18 protein-coding genes and 1 tRNA gene are annotated in these 16,965 nt (G+C 64.2%); 5 read left to right on the top strand and 14 right to left on the bottom strand.

The features are described 5' to 3' along the window. Window positions 1-8 precede the first annotated feature (8 nt). The 4 genes from AC0MRV_RS16375 to ilvD form a co-directional block, all read right to left on the bottom strand. On the bottom strand, window positions 9-197 hold the full coding sequence (locus AC0MRV_RS16375; protein WP_472765575.1) for a hypothetical protein: 189 nt from the start codon (window positions 195-197) through the stop codon (window positions 9-11). Next, entirely contained in the window at window positions 194-934 is a 741-nt protein-coding gene (locus AC0MRV_RS16370) for a hypothetical protein (RefSeq protein ID WP_472765574.1), read from the bottom strand. The genes AC0MRV_RS16375 and AC0MRV_RS16370 overlap by 4 nt, the downstream gene beginning before the upstream one ends. A 33-nt stretch (window positions 935-967) precedes the next feature. Beyond that, on the bottom strand, window positions 968-2,536 hold the full coding sequence (locus AC0MRV_RS16365; RefSeq protein WP_472765573.1) for a glucose-6-phosphate isomerase: 1,569 nt from the start codon (window positions 2,534-2,536) through the stop codon (window positions 968-970). A gap of 99 nt (window positions 2,537-2,635) precedes the next feature. Next, complete coding sequence (gene ilvD / locus AC0MRV_RS16360; RefSeq protein WP_472765572.1) at window positions 2,636-4,354, bottom strand: dihydroxy-acid dehydratase; 1,719 nt, start codon at window positions 4,352-4,354, stop codon at window positions 2,636-2,638. Window positions 4,355-4,460: 106 nt separating this feature from the next. Between ilvD and scpB the strand changes: the two genes are divergently transcribed. Both scpB and pheA read left to right on the top strand, forming a co-directional pair. Further along, window positions 4,461-5,411, top strand: a complete 951-nt coding sequence (gene scpB, locus AC0MRV_RS16355) for an SMC-Scp complex subunit ScpB (protein WP_472765571.1) — start codon at window positions 4,461-4,463, stop codon at window positions 5,409-5,411. A 6-nt stretch (window positions 5,412-5,417) separates the two neighbouring features. Continuing rightward, window positions 5,418-6,503 (top strand): prephenate dehydratase, encoded by a 1,086-nt coding sequence (pheA, locus tag AC0MRV_RS16350; protein ID WP_472765570.1) that lies wholly within the window; start codon window positions 5,418-5,420, stop codon window positions 6,501-6,503. Window positions 6,504-6,601: 98 nt separating this feature from the next. Here the strand turns inward: pheA and AC0MRV_RS16345 are convergent, their stop codons facing one another. The 5 genes from AC0MRV_RS16345 to AC0MRV_RS16325 form a co-directional block, all read right to left on the bottom strand. Beyond that, on the bottom strand, window positions 6,602-6,952 hold the full coding sequence (locus AC0MRV_RS16345) for a hypothetical protein (RefSeq protein ID WP_472765569.1): 351 nt from the start codon (window positions 6,950-6,952) through the stop codon (window positions 6,602-6,604). A 92-nt stretch (window positions 6,953-7,044) separates the two neighbouring features. After that, window positions 7,045-7,290, bottom strand: a complete 246-nt coding sequence (gene rpmA, locus AC0MRV_RS16340) for a 50S ribosomal protein L27 (RefSeq protein WP_472765568.1) — start codon at window positions 7,288-7,290, stop codon at window positions 7,045-7,047. 35 nt (window positions 7,291-7,325) lie between these two features. Beyond that, the gene (gene rplU, locus AC0MRV_RS16335) at window positions 7,326-7,640 is read right to left on the bottom strand and encodes a 50S ribosomal protein L21 (RefSeq protein WP_472765567.1); all 315 of its coding nucleotides are present in this window, start codon (window positions 7,638-7,640) and stop codon (window positions 7,326-7,328) included. A 127-nt stretch (window positions 7,641-7,767) separates the two neighbouring features. Then, complete coding sequence (locus tag AC0MRV_RS16330) at window positions 7,768-8,451, bottom strand: hypothetical protein (protein ID WP_472765566.1); 684 nt, start codon at window positions 8,449-8,451, stop codon at window positions 7,768-7,770. Window positions 8,452-8,500: 49 nt separating this feature from the next. Next, window positions 8,501-9,394: a PfkB family carbohydrate kinase gene (locus tag AC0MRV_RS16325; RefSeq protein ID WP_472765565.1), complete on the bottom strand. Its 894-nt coding sequence runs from the start codon at window positions 9,392-9,394 to the stop codon at window positions 8,501-8,503. Between the two features lie 73 nt (window positions 9,395-9,467). On the opposite strand from AC0MRV_RS16325, the gene AC0MRV_RS16320 reads away from it, so the two are divergent. Then, on the top strand, window positions 9,468-9,992 hold the full coding sequence (locus AC0MRV_RS16320; RefSeq protein ID WP_472765564.1) for a DNA-3-methyladenine glycosylase: 525 nt from the start codon (window positions 9,468-9,470) through the stop codon (window positions 9,990-9,992). A gap of 1 nt (window position 9,993) precedes the next feature. Here the strand turns inward: AC0MRV_RS16320 and AC0MRV_RS16315 are convergent, their stop codons facing one another. The 4 genes from AC0MRV_RS16315 to AC0MRV_RS16300 are packed head-to-tail and all read right to left on the bottom strand — an operon-like array spanning window position 9,994 to window position 15,052. Then, window positions 9,994-10,812, bottom strand: a complete 819-nt coding sequence (locus tag AC0MRV_RS16315) for a DUF3108 domain-containing protein (RefSeq protein ID WP_472765563.1) — start codon at window positions 10,810-10,812, stop codon at window positions 9,994-9,996. A gap of 51 nt (window positions 10,813-10,863) precedes the next feature. After that, window positions 10,864-13,572, bottom strand: coding sequence for an ATP-dependent DNA ligase (locus AC0MRV_RS16310; protein ID WP_472765562.1), 2,709 nt, complete (start codon window positions 13,570-13,572; stop codon window positions 10,864-10,866). A 28-nt stretch (window positions 13,573-13,600) separates the two neighbouring features. Continuing rightward, window positions 13,601-13,879 (bottom strand): zinc ribbon domain-containing protein, encoded by a 279-nt coding sequence (locus AC0MRV_RS16305; RefSeq protein ID WP_472765561.1) that lies wholly within the window; start codon window positions 13,877-13,879, stop codon window positions 13,601-13,603. A 24-nt stretch (window positions 13,880-13,903) separates the two neighbouring features. After that, the gene (locus AC0MRV_RS16300) at window positions 13,904-15,052 is read right to left on the bottom strand and encodes an AI-2E family transporter (protein ID WP_472765560.1); all 1,149 of its coding nucleotides are present in this window, start codon (window positions 15,050-15,052) and stop codon (window positions 13,904-13,906) included. Window positions 15,053-15,232: 180 nt separating this feature from the next. On the opposite strand from AC0MRV_RS16300, the gene AC0MRV_RS16295 reads away from it, so the two are divergent. Further along, window positions 15,233-15,309: transfer RNA gene (locus AC0MRV_RS16295), tRNA-Arg, on the top strand. A gap of 332 nt (window positions 15,310-15,641) precedes the next feature. On the opposite strand, the gene hpf is transcribed toward AC0MRV_RS16295, so the two are convergent. Next, complete coding sequence (gene hpf, locus AC0MRV_RS16290; protein WP_472765559.1) at window positions 15,642-16,019, bottom strand: ribosome hibernation-promoting factor, HPF/YfiA family; 378 nt, start codon at window positions 16,017-16,019, stop codon at window positions 15,642-15,644. Between the two features lie 53 nt (window positions 16,020-16,072). On the opposite strand from hpf, the gene AC0MRV_RS16285 reads away from it, so the two are divergent. Further along, window positions 16,073-16,891, top strand: a complete 819-nt coding sequence (locus tag AC0MRV_RS16285; protein ID WP_472765558.1) for an SDR family NAD(P)-dependent oxidoreductase — start codon at window positions 16,073-16,075, stop codon at window positions 16,889-16,891. The last annotated feature ends 74 nt before the right edge of the window (window positions 16,892-16,965 follow it).

Raw genomic sequence — 16,965 nt, 5'->3', positions numbered from 1 at the left:
GTTCGCGCTTAGCGAATGCCGGAACCCTTGCCCGTGCCCATGCCCGGAACCTGGCCTTCCCAGTTGGCGGGGCGGCTCCACGGAATGGAGGAATCGGCCTCGGTCTGGCTGGTGCAGCCGGTGAGGAGGAAGGAGCCGGCGATCCCGGCGAGCGCGAGGAGGAGGCGGAAGAGCTTGTTCATGGAGAGCAGTTTCAAGGTGTCAGGGTGGCGGCATCGCCTTTGCGTAGGATGCCAGAGAGGGATTCCGGTAAGACCTGCGCAACGGAATAATTCTCCCTCGTATCGCTAATTTCCACCGTGGCGAGCAGGTCGGGGCCGCGGGTGATGCGCAGGCGTTGGTTGGTGACGGCACCGTGGTTTTGCCCGAAGTTGATCACCACGAAGGCGTTTTGCGGACCGACGCTCACGACTTGGGCGTGGTCGCCGCGACTGGAAACAAGTTTGGGCGGGGCGGTGCGCACGAGGTCTTCAAGTTCCAATATCCGCTCCTCCAGTTGTCCGATGGTTTGCCGGTAGCGCATGGCGTCGGCAGCTGGCAGCGCATTTGCGAGTTGATCCTGAGCGTGCACCAGCTTGATGCGCGTGTCGGCCAGCTCGGATTGGGCGCGCTCGGCCGTGGCGGTGGCCTCGGCGTGCTGGGATTCGAGGAGCTCGAGCGCGCGCTGCTGCTGTTCGAGATCGAGTTTGGTGGCGGTGAGCTCCCGCTTGCTGGCGGCGAGCTGGGTGTCCAGCGACTGGATACGCCCGGTGAGTTCGGCTTTGTTTGCCTCAGCCTGTGCCAGGTCGGCGGCGAGTTGGGCGCCGCGACTTTCGGCAGCGGCGAGTTCCTGGTGCAGGCGCTGCTTGGAATTGCCGATGAGGAAAAACATCACGCCCGCCGCCACCGCTCCCGCCAGCGCCAACCAGGTGAGGACCAGAGTCAGGTTGCGCATGGCGGCAAGGCGGCGAGGCGAGCGGTCGTGCGATCAGGCGTCGACCCGGAAGGTGCTCTCATACCACGGGTCGCAGGCGGTCTTGCGGATCGCGCCGTTGGCGGCGAGGTGGTAGAGGATCTTGTAAACGAGCTCGGGATTGCCGTCGGTCTTGGCCGCGAGGGCTTCGACGGAGAAGTCGGTGCCGGGCGCGGCGGTCAGCGTGGCCTGGATCTTTTTCTTCAAGTCGATCACGCCGGTGGCGGCCTTCTTGCCGGCTTCGACGCCCGGCTGGTGGTAGGCGTTGATGCCAATGAGCGTGGCGTAGAGACCGACGACGCGTTCGTAGAGGGCGATCATCATGCCGAGGGTGCGGGCGGAGACGTCGGGCACGGTGAGCGTGACCGACCAGCGATCTTTTTCGGAGAGCGCGTCGCGGGTGCCGAGGAGGAACCCCTGGAGGTAGTCACCGGAGGTCACGCCGGGCTCGACCTCAAGCGCGTCGCCGTCGCGGTCCTTGAGGACCTCGATGAAGGTGACGAAGAAGTTGTTCACGCCCTCGCGGAGTTGCTGCACGTAAGCGTGCTGGTCGGTGGAGCCCTTGTTGCCGTAGACGGCGATGCCTTGGTTGACCACGTTGCCGGCGAGATCGAACTCCTTGCCGAGCGACTCCATGATGAGCTGCTGCAGGTAGCGCGAGAAGAGGAGCAGGCGGTCCTTGTAGGGGAGCACAACCATGTCCTTGGCGCCGCGACCATCGGTGGCGAAGAGCCAGGCGAGCGCGAGCAGGGCGGCGGGGTTTTCGGCGGTGACGGGCACGCGGGTGGCGGCGTCCATGGCGGCGGCACCTTCGAGCATGGCGTCGACGTCGAGGCCTTGGAGGGCGGCGGGCAGGAGACCGACGGCGCAGAGTTCGGAGGTGCGGCCGCCCACCCAGTCCCACATTGGGAACTTGGCGAGCCAGCCCTCGGCGTCGGCGACCTTATCGAGTTTTGAGCCGTCACCGGTGACGGCGACGAAGTGCTTGGCCGGATCGAGCCCGGCGGTGCGGAAAGCGGCCTGGGCCTCCAGCATGCCGTTGCGGGTCTCGACGGTGCCGCCCGATTTCGAAATGACGACGGCGAGGGTGGAGGCGAGGTTGTCGCCAATCTCACCGATCACATAGTCCATGCCGTCGGGATCGGTGTTGTCGAAAAAGTGGACGGCGAGTTTGTCGAGGCCCGGTTGGCCCAGGGCGTGATGGACAAATTGCGGACCGAGGGCGGAACCGCCGATGCCGATCACGAGGAGTTGAGTGAAGGCGCCGTTGGGGCCGCCGATCTTGCCACTGTGGACGTCGGCCGCGAAGGCCTTGAGGGCGTCGAGCGTGCCGGTGATGGCGTTACGCAGTTCGGCAGTCGGAGCGAGTTGTGGGGCGCGCACCCAGTAGTGGCCGACCATGCGATCTTCGTCCGGATTGGCGATCGCGCCGGCCTCGAGTTCGGTCATGGCGGTGAAGGCCTTTTGCATGGCCTCCTCATGACTGCTCAGGAAGTCGTCAGGCAGCGGCAGGCGGCTGAGATCGAGCGCGAGCCCGAGTTCCGGGTAAGGGTGGTAGTGTTGTTTGAAACGTTCCCAGGACATGGTGGAAGAGTGAAAGTGGCGGAGTGAAAATGAAAGGGCGGAGCGCGCGAATGGGTGCATAAAAGAGGCGCGATTGGTGAAAATCGCGCCTCCTTCTGATTACAGATTCTTGTCGGTGACGGCCCCCTCGGAAGCGCTGGCGACGAGCTTGGCGTATTTGCCGAGGACGCCGCGGGTGGCGCCGGGGCCGCGCGGTTTGAAGGCGGCCATGCGGGCGGCATACTCGTCATCCGGAATGAGCAGTGAGATGGTGTTCTTCACCGCGTCGATCTCGATGGTATCACCCGTCTGCACGATGCCGATCGGACCGCCGTTGGCCGCTTCGGGCGTAATGTGGCCGACGTCGAAGCCATGGCTGCCACCGGAGAAGCGGCCGTCGGTGATGAGGGCAACGTCCTTGATGAGACCGCGGCCGGCGACGGCGCTGGTCGGGGAAAGCATTTCGCGCATGCCGGGGCCGCCGACGGGACCTTCATTGCGGATCACGACCACGTCGCCTTTGACCACGTCGCCGCGGAGGATGCCTTTGAGCGCGTCTTCTTCACCTTCGTAAACCTTGGCGGTGCCTTTGAAGTAGAGGCCCTCCTTGCCGGTGATCTTGCCGACACCGCCTTCCGGGGCGAGGTTGCCGTGGAGCACGCGCAGGTGGGTCTCGGTTTTGATCGGCTGGTCCCACGGGCGGATGATGTCCTGCTCGTTTGGATACGCCGGGTAGGGCTGCACCTCGGCGAGGGTTTCGGCGAGCGTCTGGCCGGAGACGGTGAGGCAGTCGCCGTGCAGCATACCGCGGTCGAGCAGCATCTTCATGAGCGGACGGATGCCGCCGATGCGCACGAGGTGGCTCATGTTGTATTTGCCGAAGGGCTTGAGGTCGCCGAGCAGCGGGACGCGTTCGCCGATCTCCTTGAAGTCGTTGAGCGAAAGCGGGACTTCGGCGGCGTGGGCGATGGCGAGCAGGTGGAGGATGAGGTTGGTCGAGCCGCCCAGTGCGGTGCAAGTGACGATGGCGTTCTCAAAGGCCTCGCGGGTAAGGATGTCGCGGGGTTTGATGCCGCGGCGCAGCATCTCCATCACGGCGGCGCCGGCGCGGGCACAGTCCTTGCGCTTGTCCTCGCTGACCGCGAGTTGGGCCGAGCTGTTGGGCAGGCTCATGCCGAGGACCTCGATGGCGGAGGCCATCGTGTTGGCGGTATACATGCCACCGCAGGAACCGGGGCCGGGGATGGCCGAGGCTTCGACGTCCTTGAGGCCGGCATCGTCGAGCTCGCCCTTGGCGTGTTTACCGACGGCTTCGAAGACGGAAACGATATCGAGCGGCTTCTGCTTGTCGCAGTCGCCCGGGGTGAAGCCGGGGAGAATGGTGCCGCCGTAAATGAAGACCGCCGGGCGATTGAGGCGAGCGATCGCGATCATCATGCCGGGCATGTTTTTGTCGCAGCCGCCGATGGCGATGAGACCGTCGAAGCCCTCGGCGGCGACGGCGGTCTCGACGGAGTCGGCGATGACTTCACGGGAAACCAGGCTGTAGCGCATTCCCTGCGTGCCCATGCTGATGCCATCGGTCACGGTGATGGTGTTGAAATAGACCGATTTGCCACCGGCGGCGGTGATGCCTTTTTGGGCGTGCTCGCTCAATTCGCCGAGGTGGACGTTGCAGGGCGTCATGTCGCTGGCGGCGGAGGCCACGGCGATCTGCGGCTTTTGAAAATCGTCATCGGTGAACCCGACGGCTCGGAGCATGGAGCGGGCGGGGGCGCGATCGTTGCCGTCGACGACGACGGAGGAATGGGGGCGGGGGGTGGATGGTGTATCGCTCATGACGAAGAGTGAACGACCTCAGCAAAGCACAAAGCCACCGGCAAGCGGTGTTTTCGGCATTGCACCGGGAGGGCGCGCCCCCCGAAATCGCCGTTCTCATTTTCGCATGGCTTTCGACCTCCAGTCCGTCCTCAAGGCGCTGCTCTTCTCCTCCGGGCACCCCCTCACCATCAAAGACTTCCAAGCGGTCTTCACCCGTTACCAGGAGCAGAATCAGCCGTCGGCGCCGTCTGGCGAGGCGGCGGAAGGTGTAGAGGAGGCCGAGGCCTCCGAGCAGCAGCCGGCGGAGCCTACCGCCGCGGACGAACAGCCCGAAGTCGACGCTCTGGAGGAGGTTGACGCCGACGTCCCGGAGTTGATCACGGCGGCGCAACTGCGTGAGGCCTTGGAGGCGATCGAGTCGGAGCTGCGCGAGAGCAACTCAACGTTCCTGCTGCTGGAGGGCGCGCAGGGTTACCGGATCGTCTGCAATCCGCGTTATGCCCGTTGGGTGCGCGCGTTGCGCAACGAGCCGCCGCCCGCCAAACTTTCGCAGTCCGCGCTGGAGACGCTCGCGGTCGTGGCTTATCGCCAGCCGGTCACGCGCAGCGAGATCGAAACGGTGCGCGGTGTTTCGGCCGATGCCGGCCTCAACAAGCTGCTCGAGCGCGAACTGATTTACATCACCGGGCGCGCGGAACTGCCGGGGCGGCCGTTGCAATATGGCACGACGGAGAAGTTCCTGGAATTTGTCGGCGTGAAGTCGCTGGTGGAACTGCCGGCCTCCGACGTGTTGTCGCCGCGGCAGATCGACCAGTGGCTGCAGGACGCGATGAACCCGACCACGCCTGGCGATGCCGAGATGGGCCTGCCGCTTGAAGCGGGTGAAGGCGAGACGCCGATGGAAGACGAGGCTCACATCGAGGTGGATGAGCAGGCTGCAGTCGAAGCGGCCCCGGCCGAGCCCACGGAATCTTCCGACGCAGCACCGCAGGAGGAAGCGCCGGTCGAGTCGACGCCGGTTGACGATACCGTGCCGGAGTCGGACGAAACCGAAGAACCTGAAAAAACTGCCTGATTTCCCATGAGCGACCCCCTGGCCCCCATCCGCCAAAAAATCGATGAGATCGATCGTGAGTTCGTTCGACTGCTCAATGAGCGGCTCGGGCTCGCGGCCGAAATTGGCAAGGTGAAGCGTAGCAGCGGCGGTTCCATTTATGCCTCGGAGCGCGAAGACGCGGTCTTGCGCAAGGTCTGCGCTTGGAATGAAGGTCCGATCAAGGACGAGGCGCTGAAGGCGATTTACCGCGAGATCATGTCGGCCGCGATCGCGTTGGAGAAGGCGACCAAGATTGCCTACCTCGGGCCCGAAGCGACCAACACGCACGCGGCGGCCATCAAGAAGTTCGGCGCCAGTGTCGATTACGAGAGCATCGCTACAATCGCCGACCTGTTCACGGCGGTGGAGAAGGGCGAAGCCGATTACGCGGTGATCCCGATCGAAAACTCGACTGAAGGCAGCGTGCGCGAGGCCTTGGACAATTTCGTCGAGAGTGACCTGAAAATCGTCGCGCAGATCTACCTCGAGATCTCGCATGCGCTGATTTCCAACGACGCGCCGGAAAAGATCACGAAGGTGTATTCCAAAGATCAGGCCTTGGCGCAGTGTCGCAACTGGCTGCAACGCCATCTGCCGCATGCGCAACTCATCGATGCGCCCAGCACCTCGCGTGCGGTGGAGATCGCGAAGAACGAGCCGGGCGCCGCGGCGGTGGCGGGTGAACTGGCAGCGCTGCACCACGATGTGCCGGTGCAGGTGCACAATATCCAGGACAAGAGCGACAACACCACGCGCTTCTTCGTGCTGGGCAAAAAGCCGGCGGGCTCGGTCGGGCAGGGGCGCGACATGTCGAGTTTTCTGATCTCGCTGGGCGACCAGGCGGCTTCACATTCCGGCGCCTTGTTGAAGATGCTCATGCCGCTGGCCGAGCGCGGTATCAACCTGTCCAAGATCGAATCGCGTCCGAGCAAGAAGCGGCCGTGGGACTATTACTTCTTCGTCGATGTATCCGGCCACTACCAGGACGAGAACATGCAGGACGCGCTCAAGCAGCTCAGCACCTTCTGTCCCTTGGTGAAATGGCTGGGTAGTTACCCGGTGGTGAACTGAGGCAGCAGCCGAAGTAGTCGCCCAAGTTCTCCCCGTAGCCGACCTCGTTTAGGCCGGACAGGGGGGGGGCACCGGCCCCGGCTGCGGCTGTTTCTCGTTCAGCCCCAGAAGTGGTAGATGAGCCACAGGGCGGTGCCGCAACCGACGATCATGATCATGGCGAAGATGGCCCAGCAGCCGGTCTTGGAGAGCTGCGGCTCGTTGGACTCCTCGGTCTGCAGCAGGTCGTCGAGCATCGTGTCCACCTGCGCGACGGAATCTACCGGCTCGGCGGGTGCGGGAGCAGGCTGAAGCTGCGGGGGGAGCTGGTCGACCTGTGACGTCGCGGTTGGCGCCGCCGCCGTTTCGCTGGTGGAGCTGGCCGCGATCTCCTGATCCAACCACGCCAAGTGCCGGGCAATCAGGTCGCGCTGGGCGCGGAGTTGCTGGAGGCGTTGAGGATCTGGCACGGGCGAAATAAAAGGCGGCGAGCGGATCGGCTCGCAAAACAAAAAGCGCCGGTAAAAACCGGCGCTTCGGAAGAGGGAATGGAGCGTGTCGCTTAGGCTTCGACGACGTTCACCTTGCGGTGAGCCTTGTCGAATTCGACGACGCCGTGCTTGAGCGCGAAGAGGGTCCAATCGCGACCGACGCCGACGTTCTTGCCGGGGCGGAAGCGGGTGCCGCGCTGACGGACGATGATGTTGCCCGCAATGACCTTTTGGCCGCCGAACTTCTTTACGCCGAGGCGCTTGGAAGCTGAATCGCGGCCGTTGCTGGTGGAACCTGCACCTTTTTTATGTGCCATGAGGTATGATCTCCTGAGTTAAGGGCTTGGCGGAATCAGGCGCTGATGGACTCGATCTTGATGACCGAGAGCTCCTGGCGGTGGCCGCGTTGCTTGTGATAGCCTTTGCGCTTCTTCTTTTTGAAGACGATCACCTTGGTGCCACGCTTGTTTTCGAGGACCTTGGCGGTGACCTTGGCGCCTTCGAGACGGGGCGTGCCAAGTTTGAAGTCGGCGCCCTCGCCAGCGGACAAAACGTCCGTAATCTCCACCGTATCACCGGCTTCCGTCTTCGGGTAGCGGTTTACGGTCAGGATGTCGCCCTCGCTGACGGCGAACTGCTGGCCTTGGGTTTTGATGGTCGCTTTCATGTGTAAAGGGGCGATCTAAGAAGTTTTGGGCACACGTAAGCAAGTCCGATTTTTGACAAATCCGCTTCTGCCCCCGGTCGGTGGCGCGTGTTCGTGACGGCGGGAAAAACGATGCCGGTAACCTCGATCAATTGCCCGGAGGTGTCGGGCTCTCGTTGGGAATGATGACGCCGCCCTCGGCGTTGATGAGCTCCACCTGCATGGTTTCGTGTTGGCGTCGCTTGATGTCGGCCGGCAGAGCGGGACGCGCGAGCAGCATGCGTCGCACCTTTTCCTCTTCCTTTTCGGCCTCCTGCACGCGGCGTAATTCCGCGAGTCGGGCTGCTTCGCGCTCCACGGCTTCGCGCTTTTCGCGCTCGGCTTCGGCGAGTTTGCGGGCGGCCTCGCGGCGGGCGATTTCAGCCTCCAAGGCGGCGCGTTCGGCTTCTTCGGCGCGGCGACGGGCCTCACCTTGCGCGGCCTCTTTTTCCTGGCGGAGTTGTTCGAGCCGTTCGGCGGCGAGCCGGGCTTGTTCCTCGGCAGCGAGGCGGGCGGCCTCGGCCTCGGCCTGTTCGGCGCGAAGTTTGGCGAGTTCGGCGGCGGCCTGCTCGGCCGCCTGTTGCGCTTGCAGCGCGGCCAAGCGATGCGCTTCGGCTTCGGCCTCGATGCGTTTGCGGGCGTCGGCCTCGCGTTGACGTTCGGCGGCTTGGGCGGCGGCGACGCGTTCGGATTCAACTTTTCGTTCGAGCTCGGCGCGGTAGCCGCGGTAGGCGACCGTTCCACCGACCAGGACGAGAATGAGCAGGACGGCGATGACGATGTTCTTGGGCATGGCGGGAACTGGGTTGAGGAGGAGGGGGGGCCGGAGCTTGGACCGGAACTTAGGCGGGAAGTTCGAATTCGGCAATGCCAGGATGGGCGGCGTTGAGGGCGGCAAATTCGGCCGCGCGATGGATCAGCCCGGGGAGCGCGCCGGGATCCGTCCAATCCCCGGCCAGCACGGTCGCCAGAAAGATGTCGCCGGAACCGGTGGCGGAGACTTCGCGGGTTCGCGGCGGTTGGACTTCTCCGCGCTCGTTGGCCGTGCGGTAGCGAACCGCGCGCGGACCGTCGGTCACGATCCAACGCTGCACCGGCAACTCGGCGGTCAACGCTTCGAGGTTCGGCGGGAGTTCCAGCTGGCGCGCGAGGGCGTTCAGTTCGTCGCGATTGATTTTCACCAAGGCGAGTGGCCGGCGAACCAGATCCGCCAAGGCGGGCCCGTAGGAATCGATCACCAATCTTTCGGGTGGCAGCTCTTCCAAGAAGGTCGTTCGCAGGGCGGTGAAATCGGGGTCGTCCCAAGTCGGGATGCTGCCGCAAACCGCGATGATGGTTTCGGTCGAACCCGAGCGGAGTTGGTCGGCAGCCGCGCTGGCCGCGACGGCGTCGATGGCGCAGTCCGGGCCGAGGAAGGTGGTCTCGGGAGCATTCGCGGAGCGAACGACCGTGCCGGTGCGGGTGGGCGTGGTGGTGGGAATCAAGTGCCAGTCAAAGGCGGCGTGGCCCGCAAGCCATTGGCGGCAGGCCTCGCCACTGGTGCCGCCGGCGAAACTGAGCGCGGTGACCGGCACCCCGAGCCGCTGCAGCATCTTCGCCACATTGAAACCCTTGCCGCCAACTTGAAAGCTGTTCGAGGCGGCGCGGTGAGTGGAGCCCAGTTGCACCGGAGTCGTGAACTCCAAGGTGGTTTCGGCGAGGGGGTTGGCGGTGAACGTGCGCACCGGTGAGGTCATGGCGCGACTTTGCAGCGAGGACGGGATTGCGTCGAGGCGCGAAGCGGTTTGAACCCTTCGCGCGATGCCGCGTATGATTTCTCCGTCCGTCTGGCGTGGGCCCGATACCGTTGCGCATGCGCGTGCGCTGTTGGGCAAGTATTTGGTGGTCGCCGATCAGGCCGGTGACCAGCGACGGACGCGGATTGTGGAAACCGAGGCCTACGATGGTCCTGAGGATCGCGCCTGTCACGCCAGCCGCGGGCGGACGCCACGCACCGAAGTGATGTTTGGCGCGGCCGGGCATTGGTATGTCTACCTCTGCTACGGCATCCACGAGATGCTCAACCTGGTGACGGGGCCGGTCGACTATCCGGCGGCCGTGCTGGTGCGCGGTGTATCCGAATTCTCAGGACCGGGCCGACTGACGAAACGCCTCGGCATCGATCGGCGTTTTAATGGTCGGTCCGCGCGGCGCTCGACCGGACTGTGGTTGGAGGACGACGGCTTGGTCGTGCCGGACGAGGTGGTGCAGTGCACGCCGCGAATCGGGATCGACTACGCCGGTCCGGAATGGGCGGCGAAACCCTGGCGCTTCGTGTGGCGGTTGCCGCAGTGAATCACTTGTCCTGCGGCGCGGGTTTGGCCGCGGCGGCGGTCTCCGCGCCGACGTCGCGGTAGTCGGTGAGAATGGCCATTGCCGTGCCCACGCCCACCTTGACCTCGAAGCGCAGGGGCAGGCGGTCTTCGTCGCGCGAAACCCACACGCGGACTTCGCCGCCGCGCTTGAACATTCCCTTGGGGTTTTCCTCCATGCGGGGCACGAGCTTGAGGGTCTCCTTGCGGCCCCACGGGGTTTTGATCGTTTCGACGGCCTCGGCGAAAATCGTGAGCTCGTAAAATTCGTCGTCGAACAGCACCGAGACGTCGCGTTGTTGGCCCACGTCGATGTCCCATTGGCGAGTCTGAATCAGGGTGGTCAGAAAATCGACCGGTTCCATCTCGGGCATGGCCACCTCAACCGATCGTTCGGGCCGGCGGACATCGGTGTAGTTGGCGACGGCCTTCTCGTAATCGAGCTGGATGACGGCCTCGGTCTCCTTGGTGCGGGTGATGGTGGTGGCGGTCGCTTCGACGAGGCGGCCGGACGCGTTGTCGTAAATGGAATCGGCCTGACCGTCGAAGGGGTAGAGTGCGCGAATGACCCCGCGCGTGGAGGTCTTCATCGTGATGCGCGTGCGTTCGGCGGGAGAGGTTGGCTCCTCGTCGGCGGTGATGGTGAGCTCACCGGCTTTGCCGAAGATGCCCCAGCTGAGACGGTAGGTGAACTGTTCGCCTTTTTGCAGGGCGAGTGGTTCGCCGGCCCACGCCATCCCGGCCGCGGCGACGGTGATCACGGTGATGCAGAAACAGCGAAGGAAGCGGGACGGAGAAAACATGGCAGGGTTTAAGGCGTTGGAAACCAAGCAGGGGGGCGGGTTCCTTGGCGATTACGTTTCTCCGGCCAAGCGGAGGCAGGTCGACAAGGTGTCGATCTCGGCGATGGGCTTGTCGGGGCGCAGTCGGGCGATGCGCGGGAAGCGCAGGGCGAAGCCGCTGTCATGACGCGTGCTGCGTTGAATCGAGTCGAACGCGACTTCGATCACGGTGTCGGGATGCACGAGCCGGCGACGGCCGGACACCTCGAGGGTCTGGGCGGTGAAGTGGTCGGTGAGGGTGGCGATCTCGGCATCGGTGAGGCCGGAAAAGGCCTTGCCGAGGACCAGCAAGGCATCGGGTGCGGCACCCTCGCGGTCGTCGCGCACGGCGAAGGTGTAGTCGCTCAACACCCCTCGGCGCTTGCCGTGTCCCTGCTCGACGGCGACCACCACGACATCGAGGGTGGCGTAGGCCTTTTTCAGTTTGAGCCAGGCGTGCCCGCGGCGACCGGGCGCGTAGAGGCTGGCCGGGTCCTTGAGCATCAAACCTTCGTTGCCGCGGTCGCGGGCGGCCAGGAAGTGGCGGTCGATCTCCGCGGCATCGGCGGCGCTGGTGCGCGGCGCGAGTCGCAGGCGTTGCGGCGTCGCGCCGTCACGGAAGAGCCTCCCGAGGCGCGCTCGGCGTTGATCCAAGGGAGCCTGCAGGAGCGAGTCGCCGTCGACGAAAAGCAGGTCGTAGGCGGAGTAGGAAATCGGAATTTCGGCACCCAGGAAAAGGTCGTCGCCGCCGCGACCGAGGCGCTTTTGCAGTTCCGCGAAAGGCAGCGCCCGGTCGCCGCGCCAGGCGAGCAGTTCGCCGTCGAGGATCAGGTCATGGGGCCACGATTTGACGGCCGCGATGAGATCGGCGAATTGATCGGTGATGCGATTGAGATCGCGGGAGTAGAGTTCGACCCTTGATCCCTGCTTGTGGAGCTGGCAGCGAATGCCGTCGAATTTGTCTTCGATCCAAACGGGCGGCTTAAGGCGCTTGAGGATGCTTTCCGCATCCGGCTCGGGACTGGCGAGCATGAACTGGATTGGCTGAAACAGCCGCAGGTCCACGGCAGGCAGACGCTGTTCGCGAGCGGCGCGCACGACGGCACCGATGTCGCCCGCCAGCATGTGGGCTCGGCGGATGTCGCTGAGCGGCTGGGCGGTTGCCTGGGCGATGGCCTCCTCGACCAATCCTTCGCGCAGGCCGATCCGGAGGTCGCCGGACATGATCTTGAGGAGGTATTTGGCTTCGACGGGAGAAAGCTCGCGGAGCACGGATTCCAAAAGGTCAATCTTGGCGCTGGGCCCACGCGCGGCGGCGAGGTGATCGAAGTAGGTCGCGATGTCGTCAAGGCGCGGGTGCGTTGGCGACTCAGCGTTGGGTCGGGCGGCCAGCATGGCTTCGGCGGTGTCACCACTGTCGGCAAAGCGGCGGTAGACCGTGCGCCATTCACCACGATTGGCACCGACGACAGCGAGCACCGCGCGTTGCATGGCCGCCCAGCCGATCTGCAGGCGCTGCTCCGTGCCTTGGGCGAAGGGGCGACCGGTGAAGTAGAGCGCGGTTTGAGCAGCGGCGGGGGTGGAAAGGCCGGCGAGGAGATCGGCGAGCAGCTCAACTTTGCGACGTTTGCCGGGCGATGCCTTGATGGCTTCTGCGGTGGTGGCGAAATGGAGGAAGGAGTCGGTCGGCATGTCGACCGGAGCGGCGGCGACTTCGCTCGACGATGGTGGGGGTGGTGGTGAAGCGGTCGATCCCTCGATGGGAATCTCCAGTTGGTTGTCGGCGCCCAGGGCCCAGGCTTCGATGCCCCGTCGCCGCAGGTCGCGGGCGAAGTCGGCGGCGAAACCGTGGGTGGTCCAAACCAGCGAGGGTTGCACCCGCTCCACGAAGGTCAGGAGATCGGGATAGTCGGCGTGATCGGAAAGCGGAAACGCGGCGTCGCATTGGTAGCGAAAGTGGGCGCCGGGGTCGAGGGCCCAGCCGCTGAGCATGGCGGTGCGCCGACGTTTGATCTGGCGGATGACGCGAGCGTTGGCCGCCTGTGGCGGCGCGATGATGACGTGGCCGGCGGCGGCGGTCGGGTCGAGTTCGGCGTAGGGCGGGAAGGTGTAACCAAGTTCCTCATACACCGCGGTCATGCGCACGACCTGCGGATGCAGCATGAGCGGGAGGTCGGCGGCGGCGAGCTGCCCCAGCACCTCCTGGCTTTTACCAAGACTGTAGCCGTAAAGCAGCGGGACTTCGCCGTCGTCGAGCGTGCCGCGGCAGAACGCGACGATGTCGGCCAGAACCTTCTGGGTGCTGGGGAAAACGTAGTGCGGTCGCCCGAAAGTGGTTTCCATGATCACCACATCGGCCGGAGGTGTGGCGCAGGTCTCGGCGGACGCGCCTTGGCGGAGCTTGAAGTCGCCGGTGTAGAGGAGGCGGCCATGGTCGCGGTGGGCGAGCAGGCACTGGGCGGAGCCAAAAATATGGCCGGCCGGATACAGGGTGATGCTGCAATCGGGCGTGAGCGCCTCGGTGCGCTCGAAGGGCAGGACGTGTTCGGTGCGTTCGGCCGGAAGTCGGTCGCGCATGAGGCGGGCGGTGCCTTCGGAGCAGATGATCTCGCGGTGCCGCGCGAGGTGGTCGAAGTGAGCGTGGGAAACGAACGAGCGACTGACCGGCCGGTGCGCATCCAACCACCAGTCGATCTGCGGCAGGTAGATGCTGCCGTAACGCCATTGCACGTCCCAAGTCATCGCGCCGCAAGCTGCGCGGCGGTCCGGGTCAGCGCAAGCCGAGGAAGGTCATGCCCAGGGCCAGCAGCAGGAAAAAACCGGTGGCCCACCAATACCAAGGCAGGCCGCCCACCTGACCGCCGTCCGGGCGCGGACGTGGTGCTTCCTCGCCCCACGCTTCGGGCGGCAGGTCGAGCCCGTCGTAGAGGTCGGTTTCGCGCCAGCCGGTTCGCTCGTCGGCTCCACACTCGGGACAGGACAGTGCGCCGGCAGGGATGTCGGCGCCGCAGTTGGCGCATTCGGGCGGGGCGGACAGATGACGGGCCATGCGAGCGGACGAGGCGTGGTGGGTTCAGGCCTCGAAATACTTGTGTTTGGCCAAGCGCCAGGCTGTGACGAAGAAGGCGGTAAGCGGGATGGCGAGGACCATGCCCAGGATGCCGTTGAGCGCCGTGCCCCAGAAGAAGATGGCAAAGATGATCATCACCGGGTGCAGACCGGTGCGATCGCCCATGATTTTGGGGGTAAGGAACCAACCCTCGATATTCTGCACGACGATGAAGACCAGCACGACCTTGCCCACCAGCAACCAACCGCCCTCGGGTTGGAAGAAGGCGAGCGGCAACGCGATGCTCAGGCCAATGATGGTGCCGAGATAGGGCACGATGTTGAGCACGCCGAGGGTGAGGCCGAGCACCAGGGCGAACTTGAGGCCAACGCCGGCGAAGCCGAGAAAGAGCATGAGACCCATCAGGAGGCCGATGAGGAGCTGCCCGCGGAAAAAGGAGACCACGATGCCGATGAATTCACGCACCAGAAACACCACGTCTTCCCGCACGGGTTTTTCGAGGAAGGTGAGTTGCTCGCCCAAGCTGCGGGTTGGATCGCGGCGCGAGAGCAGGAAGAAAAACAGGTAGATCGGAACGATCGCGATGTTGGTGATGAAGCCAAAGACGTTGAGGGCGCCGGATCCGGCGGCTTTAATGGACGGAATGGCTTGGGAAAGGAGGTGCTGAGCTTCGCCCAGGATCGAGTCGACCAAGGCCTTGATGGTGGGGTTGGCCATCTGTTTTTCGGCCAGCACCACCCAGTCCGGGTAGTTGGTCTGCACGTAGGCGAGGGCGCGTTGCCAAAACACCGGCACGAAGGCGATGAAGTCGAGGACCTGCTCGACCAATTTGGGTGTGACGAGCAGGATGAGACCGCTGAGCACGAGGGAGACGGCCGCGTAGAGGATGACCACCGAAGTCGTGCGCGGGCGTTTCAGCCGGTGTTCGAGCCAATCGACCACGGGGCGCAGCACCAGGGCGATGATACCGGCGGCGGCAATGGGCCAAAGCACCTGCGAAAAGAAGCCGATCGTGCGGGCAAGCACGATGAAGCAAAGCACCAGCAAACCGACGATCAGCACCAGGGCGAGGAAGCCCAAAGCGAAGCCCACCAACTTGCGCTGGCGGTTGGACAGGAGGCTGGGGGCGGAGGAGTCGGACGAGTCCGGCATGGCGCGGAGCAGAACCCGTGACGTCCAAACAGGCCAGCGCAAAGGCGTTACACGGGTGCGGCTGGTTTGGAGTTACCCGGCGGGTGCGAATCGCTTGGGGCTGGCGGTATGGCCCCCAAAAAAACTGCAAATAAGCGCTTGCACCTTCGGTCGCATCTTCTCTTTTTCTCCCTCCCTCACGCACCCGTAGCTCAATTGGATAGAGCGTCTGACTACGGATCAGAAGGTTTGGGGTTCGACTCCCTACGGGTGCGCCACTTTTGGAAACGCACGGTTCTTGCGAACCGTGCGTTTTGTTTTGCAGGCGGATCGCGCGGGCGGGTCGTCTCACCCCCCAACGGGTTTGGGGGGCAAGCAACGCGCCGTGGGCGCGTGAACGACGGCCTGCGGGGGCGCCACTTTGGAGACGCGCGATCGGCAACGGTCGCGCGTTTTTCGTGGGGTGATTGCGATGGGGAGAATTCGAGGGGGGCTGAGCGGCAGGGCACACCGGCCGGAATGCATGCTACGTGGGATGGCTTGAAGGCATGAAAAAGCCCGTCCCTCGGTCGATTGGACGGGCAGTTTGGGAAGAACTCAGGTGTGCGCGTTAGGCCGGCTCAGGCAGCATGGCGCCAGTCAGGTCCGGCAAGGTGTCGCGGTGGCGCTTCACTTTGAAAAAGCGAGAGCGGCGGCGAAGCATGCGGTCGAGTTTGTCGACCAGCAGGGAAACGGCTTTGTGGGCTTCGTCGGTCGCGACGGAAGCGTTCATGTCGGGGCCATTGATTTCGATGTGGCCTTTGGCGGTGAAGCGATGGGTTGGTTTTTGTTCGGGATCGAATTCGATTTCTACGCGGAGTCTAACAATACGCTCTTCGTGGCGGAACAATCGATCGGCTTTCTCTTGCACGAACGTCTTGAGCGACGGCGTGAGGTCGAGGTGGATGCCTGATACGATCAGTTCACTAGCACGGTTGTCATTCATCATGGTATTTCTTTCTTTGTGGTTCTTGACCGAGAAATGGGACCGCTCCCGTCGCCATGCCTTTGCTGGATAACCAACAACTCCCCGTCGCGACGGTCGTTTTGACCGGCGGATCTTCCGGTATCGGAAAATCGTTCATATCGCACATCGCCAAGGTGGCTCCGGAGGTGCTCATTTGCAATCTTTCGCGGCGGGTTCCGGACGTGAATTCAGCTCAGCTTAAGCTGCGACATCTATCCGTTGATCTATGTGATAATCGGTCGCGCGCCGACGGTCTTGAGCACTTATTAGCGGTGCTGCGCGACGAGGCGCCCAAAGGCCGGATATTGCTCATCAACAACGCGGGTTTCGGTCGTTATGGGGAGTTTTCTCCAGCCGATTTGGAGCCCTCGCTACGCATGATCGAACTGAATATTTCGGCGGTGCTCGCGACCACCGCCGCCATGTTGCCGATCCTGCGCGAGCGCGGTGGCACGATCATGAACATCGCTTCGGTGGTTTCCTTCCAACCGACGCCACTGATGGCAACCTACGGCGCCACGAAGTCGTTTGTGTTGAGCTGGAGCCACGCCCTGCGCGCGGAACTCGCTTCGAGCGGGGTTCACGTGATGGCGGTTTGCCCGGGTTCGACGCAGTCGGACTTTCACGCGCAGGCCGGGATGAGCCGCGGTGGCATGGGTGACGCGTTCACCCAGTCGGCTGAGCAGGTGGTCGACGAGGCCCTGCGTGCTTTGAGGCAGGGCAAGGGGCACGTCGTCACCGGATGGTTGAACAAGTTGCAGTGTGCGCTGTCCGTCCGGCTCCCGCTAAGTTGGTCGACTTGGGCCAGCGAGCGGGTGCTGCGACGTTACCGTCGGGAACCAGGCCGGGACTGAACCGCGCCCGACGGTTCGACACCGGAAATTGTGCCGCGGTGGCCCGTAATGTCGCACCGGGGCTTGCGCCGAAG

The sequence above is a fragment of the Actomonas spartinae genome, assembly GCF_051209155.1.
GTDB lineage: Bacteria > Verrucomicrobiota > Verrucomicrobiia > Opitutales > Opitutaceae > Actomonas.
Note: the sequence above shows the minus strand (reverse complement) of the source record. Positions and strands in the feature narration are given on the sequence as shown.

Excerpts from the sequence above, each read along its gene's own strand:
- pheA (WP_472765570.1), top strand. The coding sequence starts at position 5,418 with ATGAGCGACCCCCTGGCCCCCATCCGCCAAAAAATCGATGAGATCGAT.
- scpB (WP_472765571.1), top strand. The coding sequence starts at position 4,461 with ATGGCTTTCGACCTCCAGTCCGTCCTCAAGGCGCTGCTCTTCTCCTCC.
- AC0MRV_RS16320 (WP_472765564.1), top strand. The coding sequence starts at position 9,468 with ATGATTTCTCCGTCCGTCTGGCGTGGGCCCGATACCGTTGCGCATGCG.
- AC0MRV_RS16330 (WP_472765566.1), bottom strand. The coding sequence starts at position 8,451 with ATGCCCAAGAACATCGTCATCGCCGTCCTGCTCATTCTCGTCCTGGTC.
- AC0MRV_RS16310 (WP_472765562.1), bottom strand. The coding sequence starts at position 13,572 with ATGACTTGGGACGTGCAATGGCGTTACGGCAGCATCTACCTGCCGCAG.
- AC0MRV_RS16300 (WP_472765560.1), bottom strand. The coding sequence starts at position 15,052 with ATGCCGGACTCGTCCGACTCCTCCGCCCCCAGCCTCCTGTCCAACCGC.
- AC0MRV_RS16305 (WP_472765561.1), bottom strand. The coding sequence starts at position 13,879 with ATGGCCCGTCATCTGTCCGCCCCGCCCGAATGCGCCAACTGCGGCGCC.
- rpmA (WP_472765568.1), bottom strand. The coding sequence starts at position 7,290 with ATGGCACATAAAAAAGGTGCAGGTTCCACCAGCAACGGCCGCGATTCA.
- ilvD (WP_472765572.1), bottom strand. The coding sequence starts at position 4,354 with ATGAGCGATACACCATCCACCCCCCGCCCCCATTCCTCCGTCGTCGTC.
- AC0MRV_RS16370 (WP_472765574.1), bottom strand. The coding sequence starts at position 934 with ATGCGCAACCTGACTCTGGTCCTCACCTGGTTGGCGCTGGCGGGAGCG.
- AC0MRV_RS16365 (WP_472765573.1), bottom strand. The coding sequence starts at position 2,536 with ATGTCCTGGGAACGTTTCAAACAACACTACCACCCTTACCCGGAACTC.
- AC0MRV_RS16285 (WP_472765558.1), top strand. The coding sequence starts at position 16,073 with ATGCCTTTGCTGGATAACCAACAACTCCCCGTCGCGACGGTCGTTTTG.
- rplU (WP_472765567.1), bottom strand. The coding sequence starts at position 7,640 with ATGAAAGCGACCATCAAAACCCAAGGCCAGCAGTTCGCCGTCAGCGAG.
- hpf (WP_472765559.1), bottom strand. The coding sequence starts at position 16,019 with ATGATGAATGACAACCGTGCTAGTGAACTGATCGTATCAGGCATCCAC.
- AC0MRV_RS16325 (WP_472765565.1), bottom strand. The coding sequence starts at position 9,394 with ATGACCTCACCGGTGCGCACGTTCACCGCCAACCCCCTCGCCGAAACC.
- AC0MRV_RS16315 (WP_472765563.1), bottom strand. The coding sequence starts at position 10,812 with ATGTTTTCTCCGTCCCGCTTCCTTCGCTGTTTCTGCATCACCGTGATC.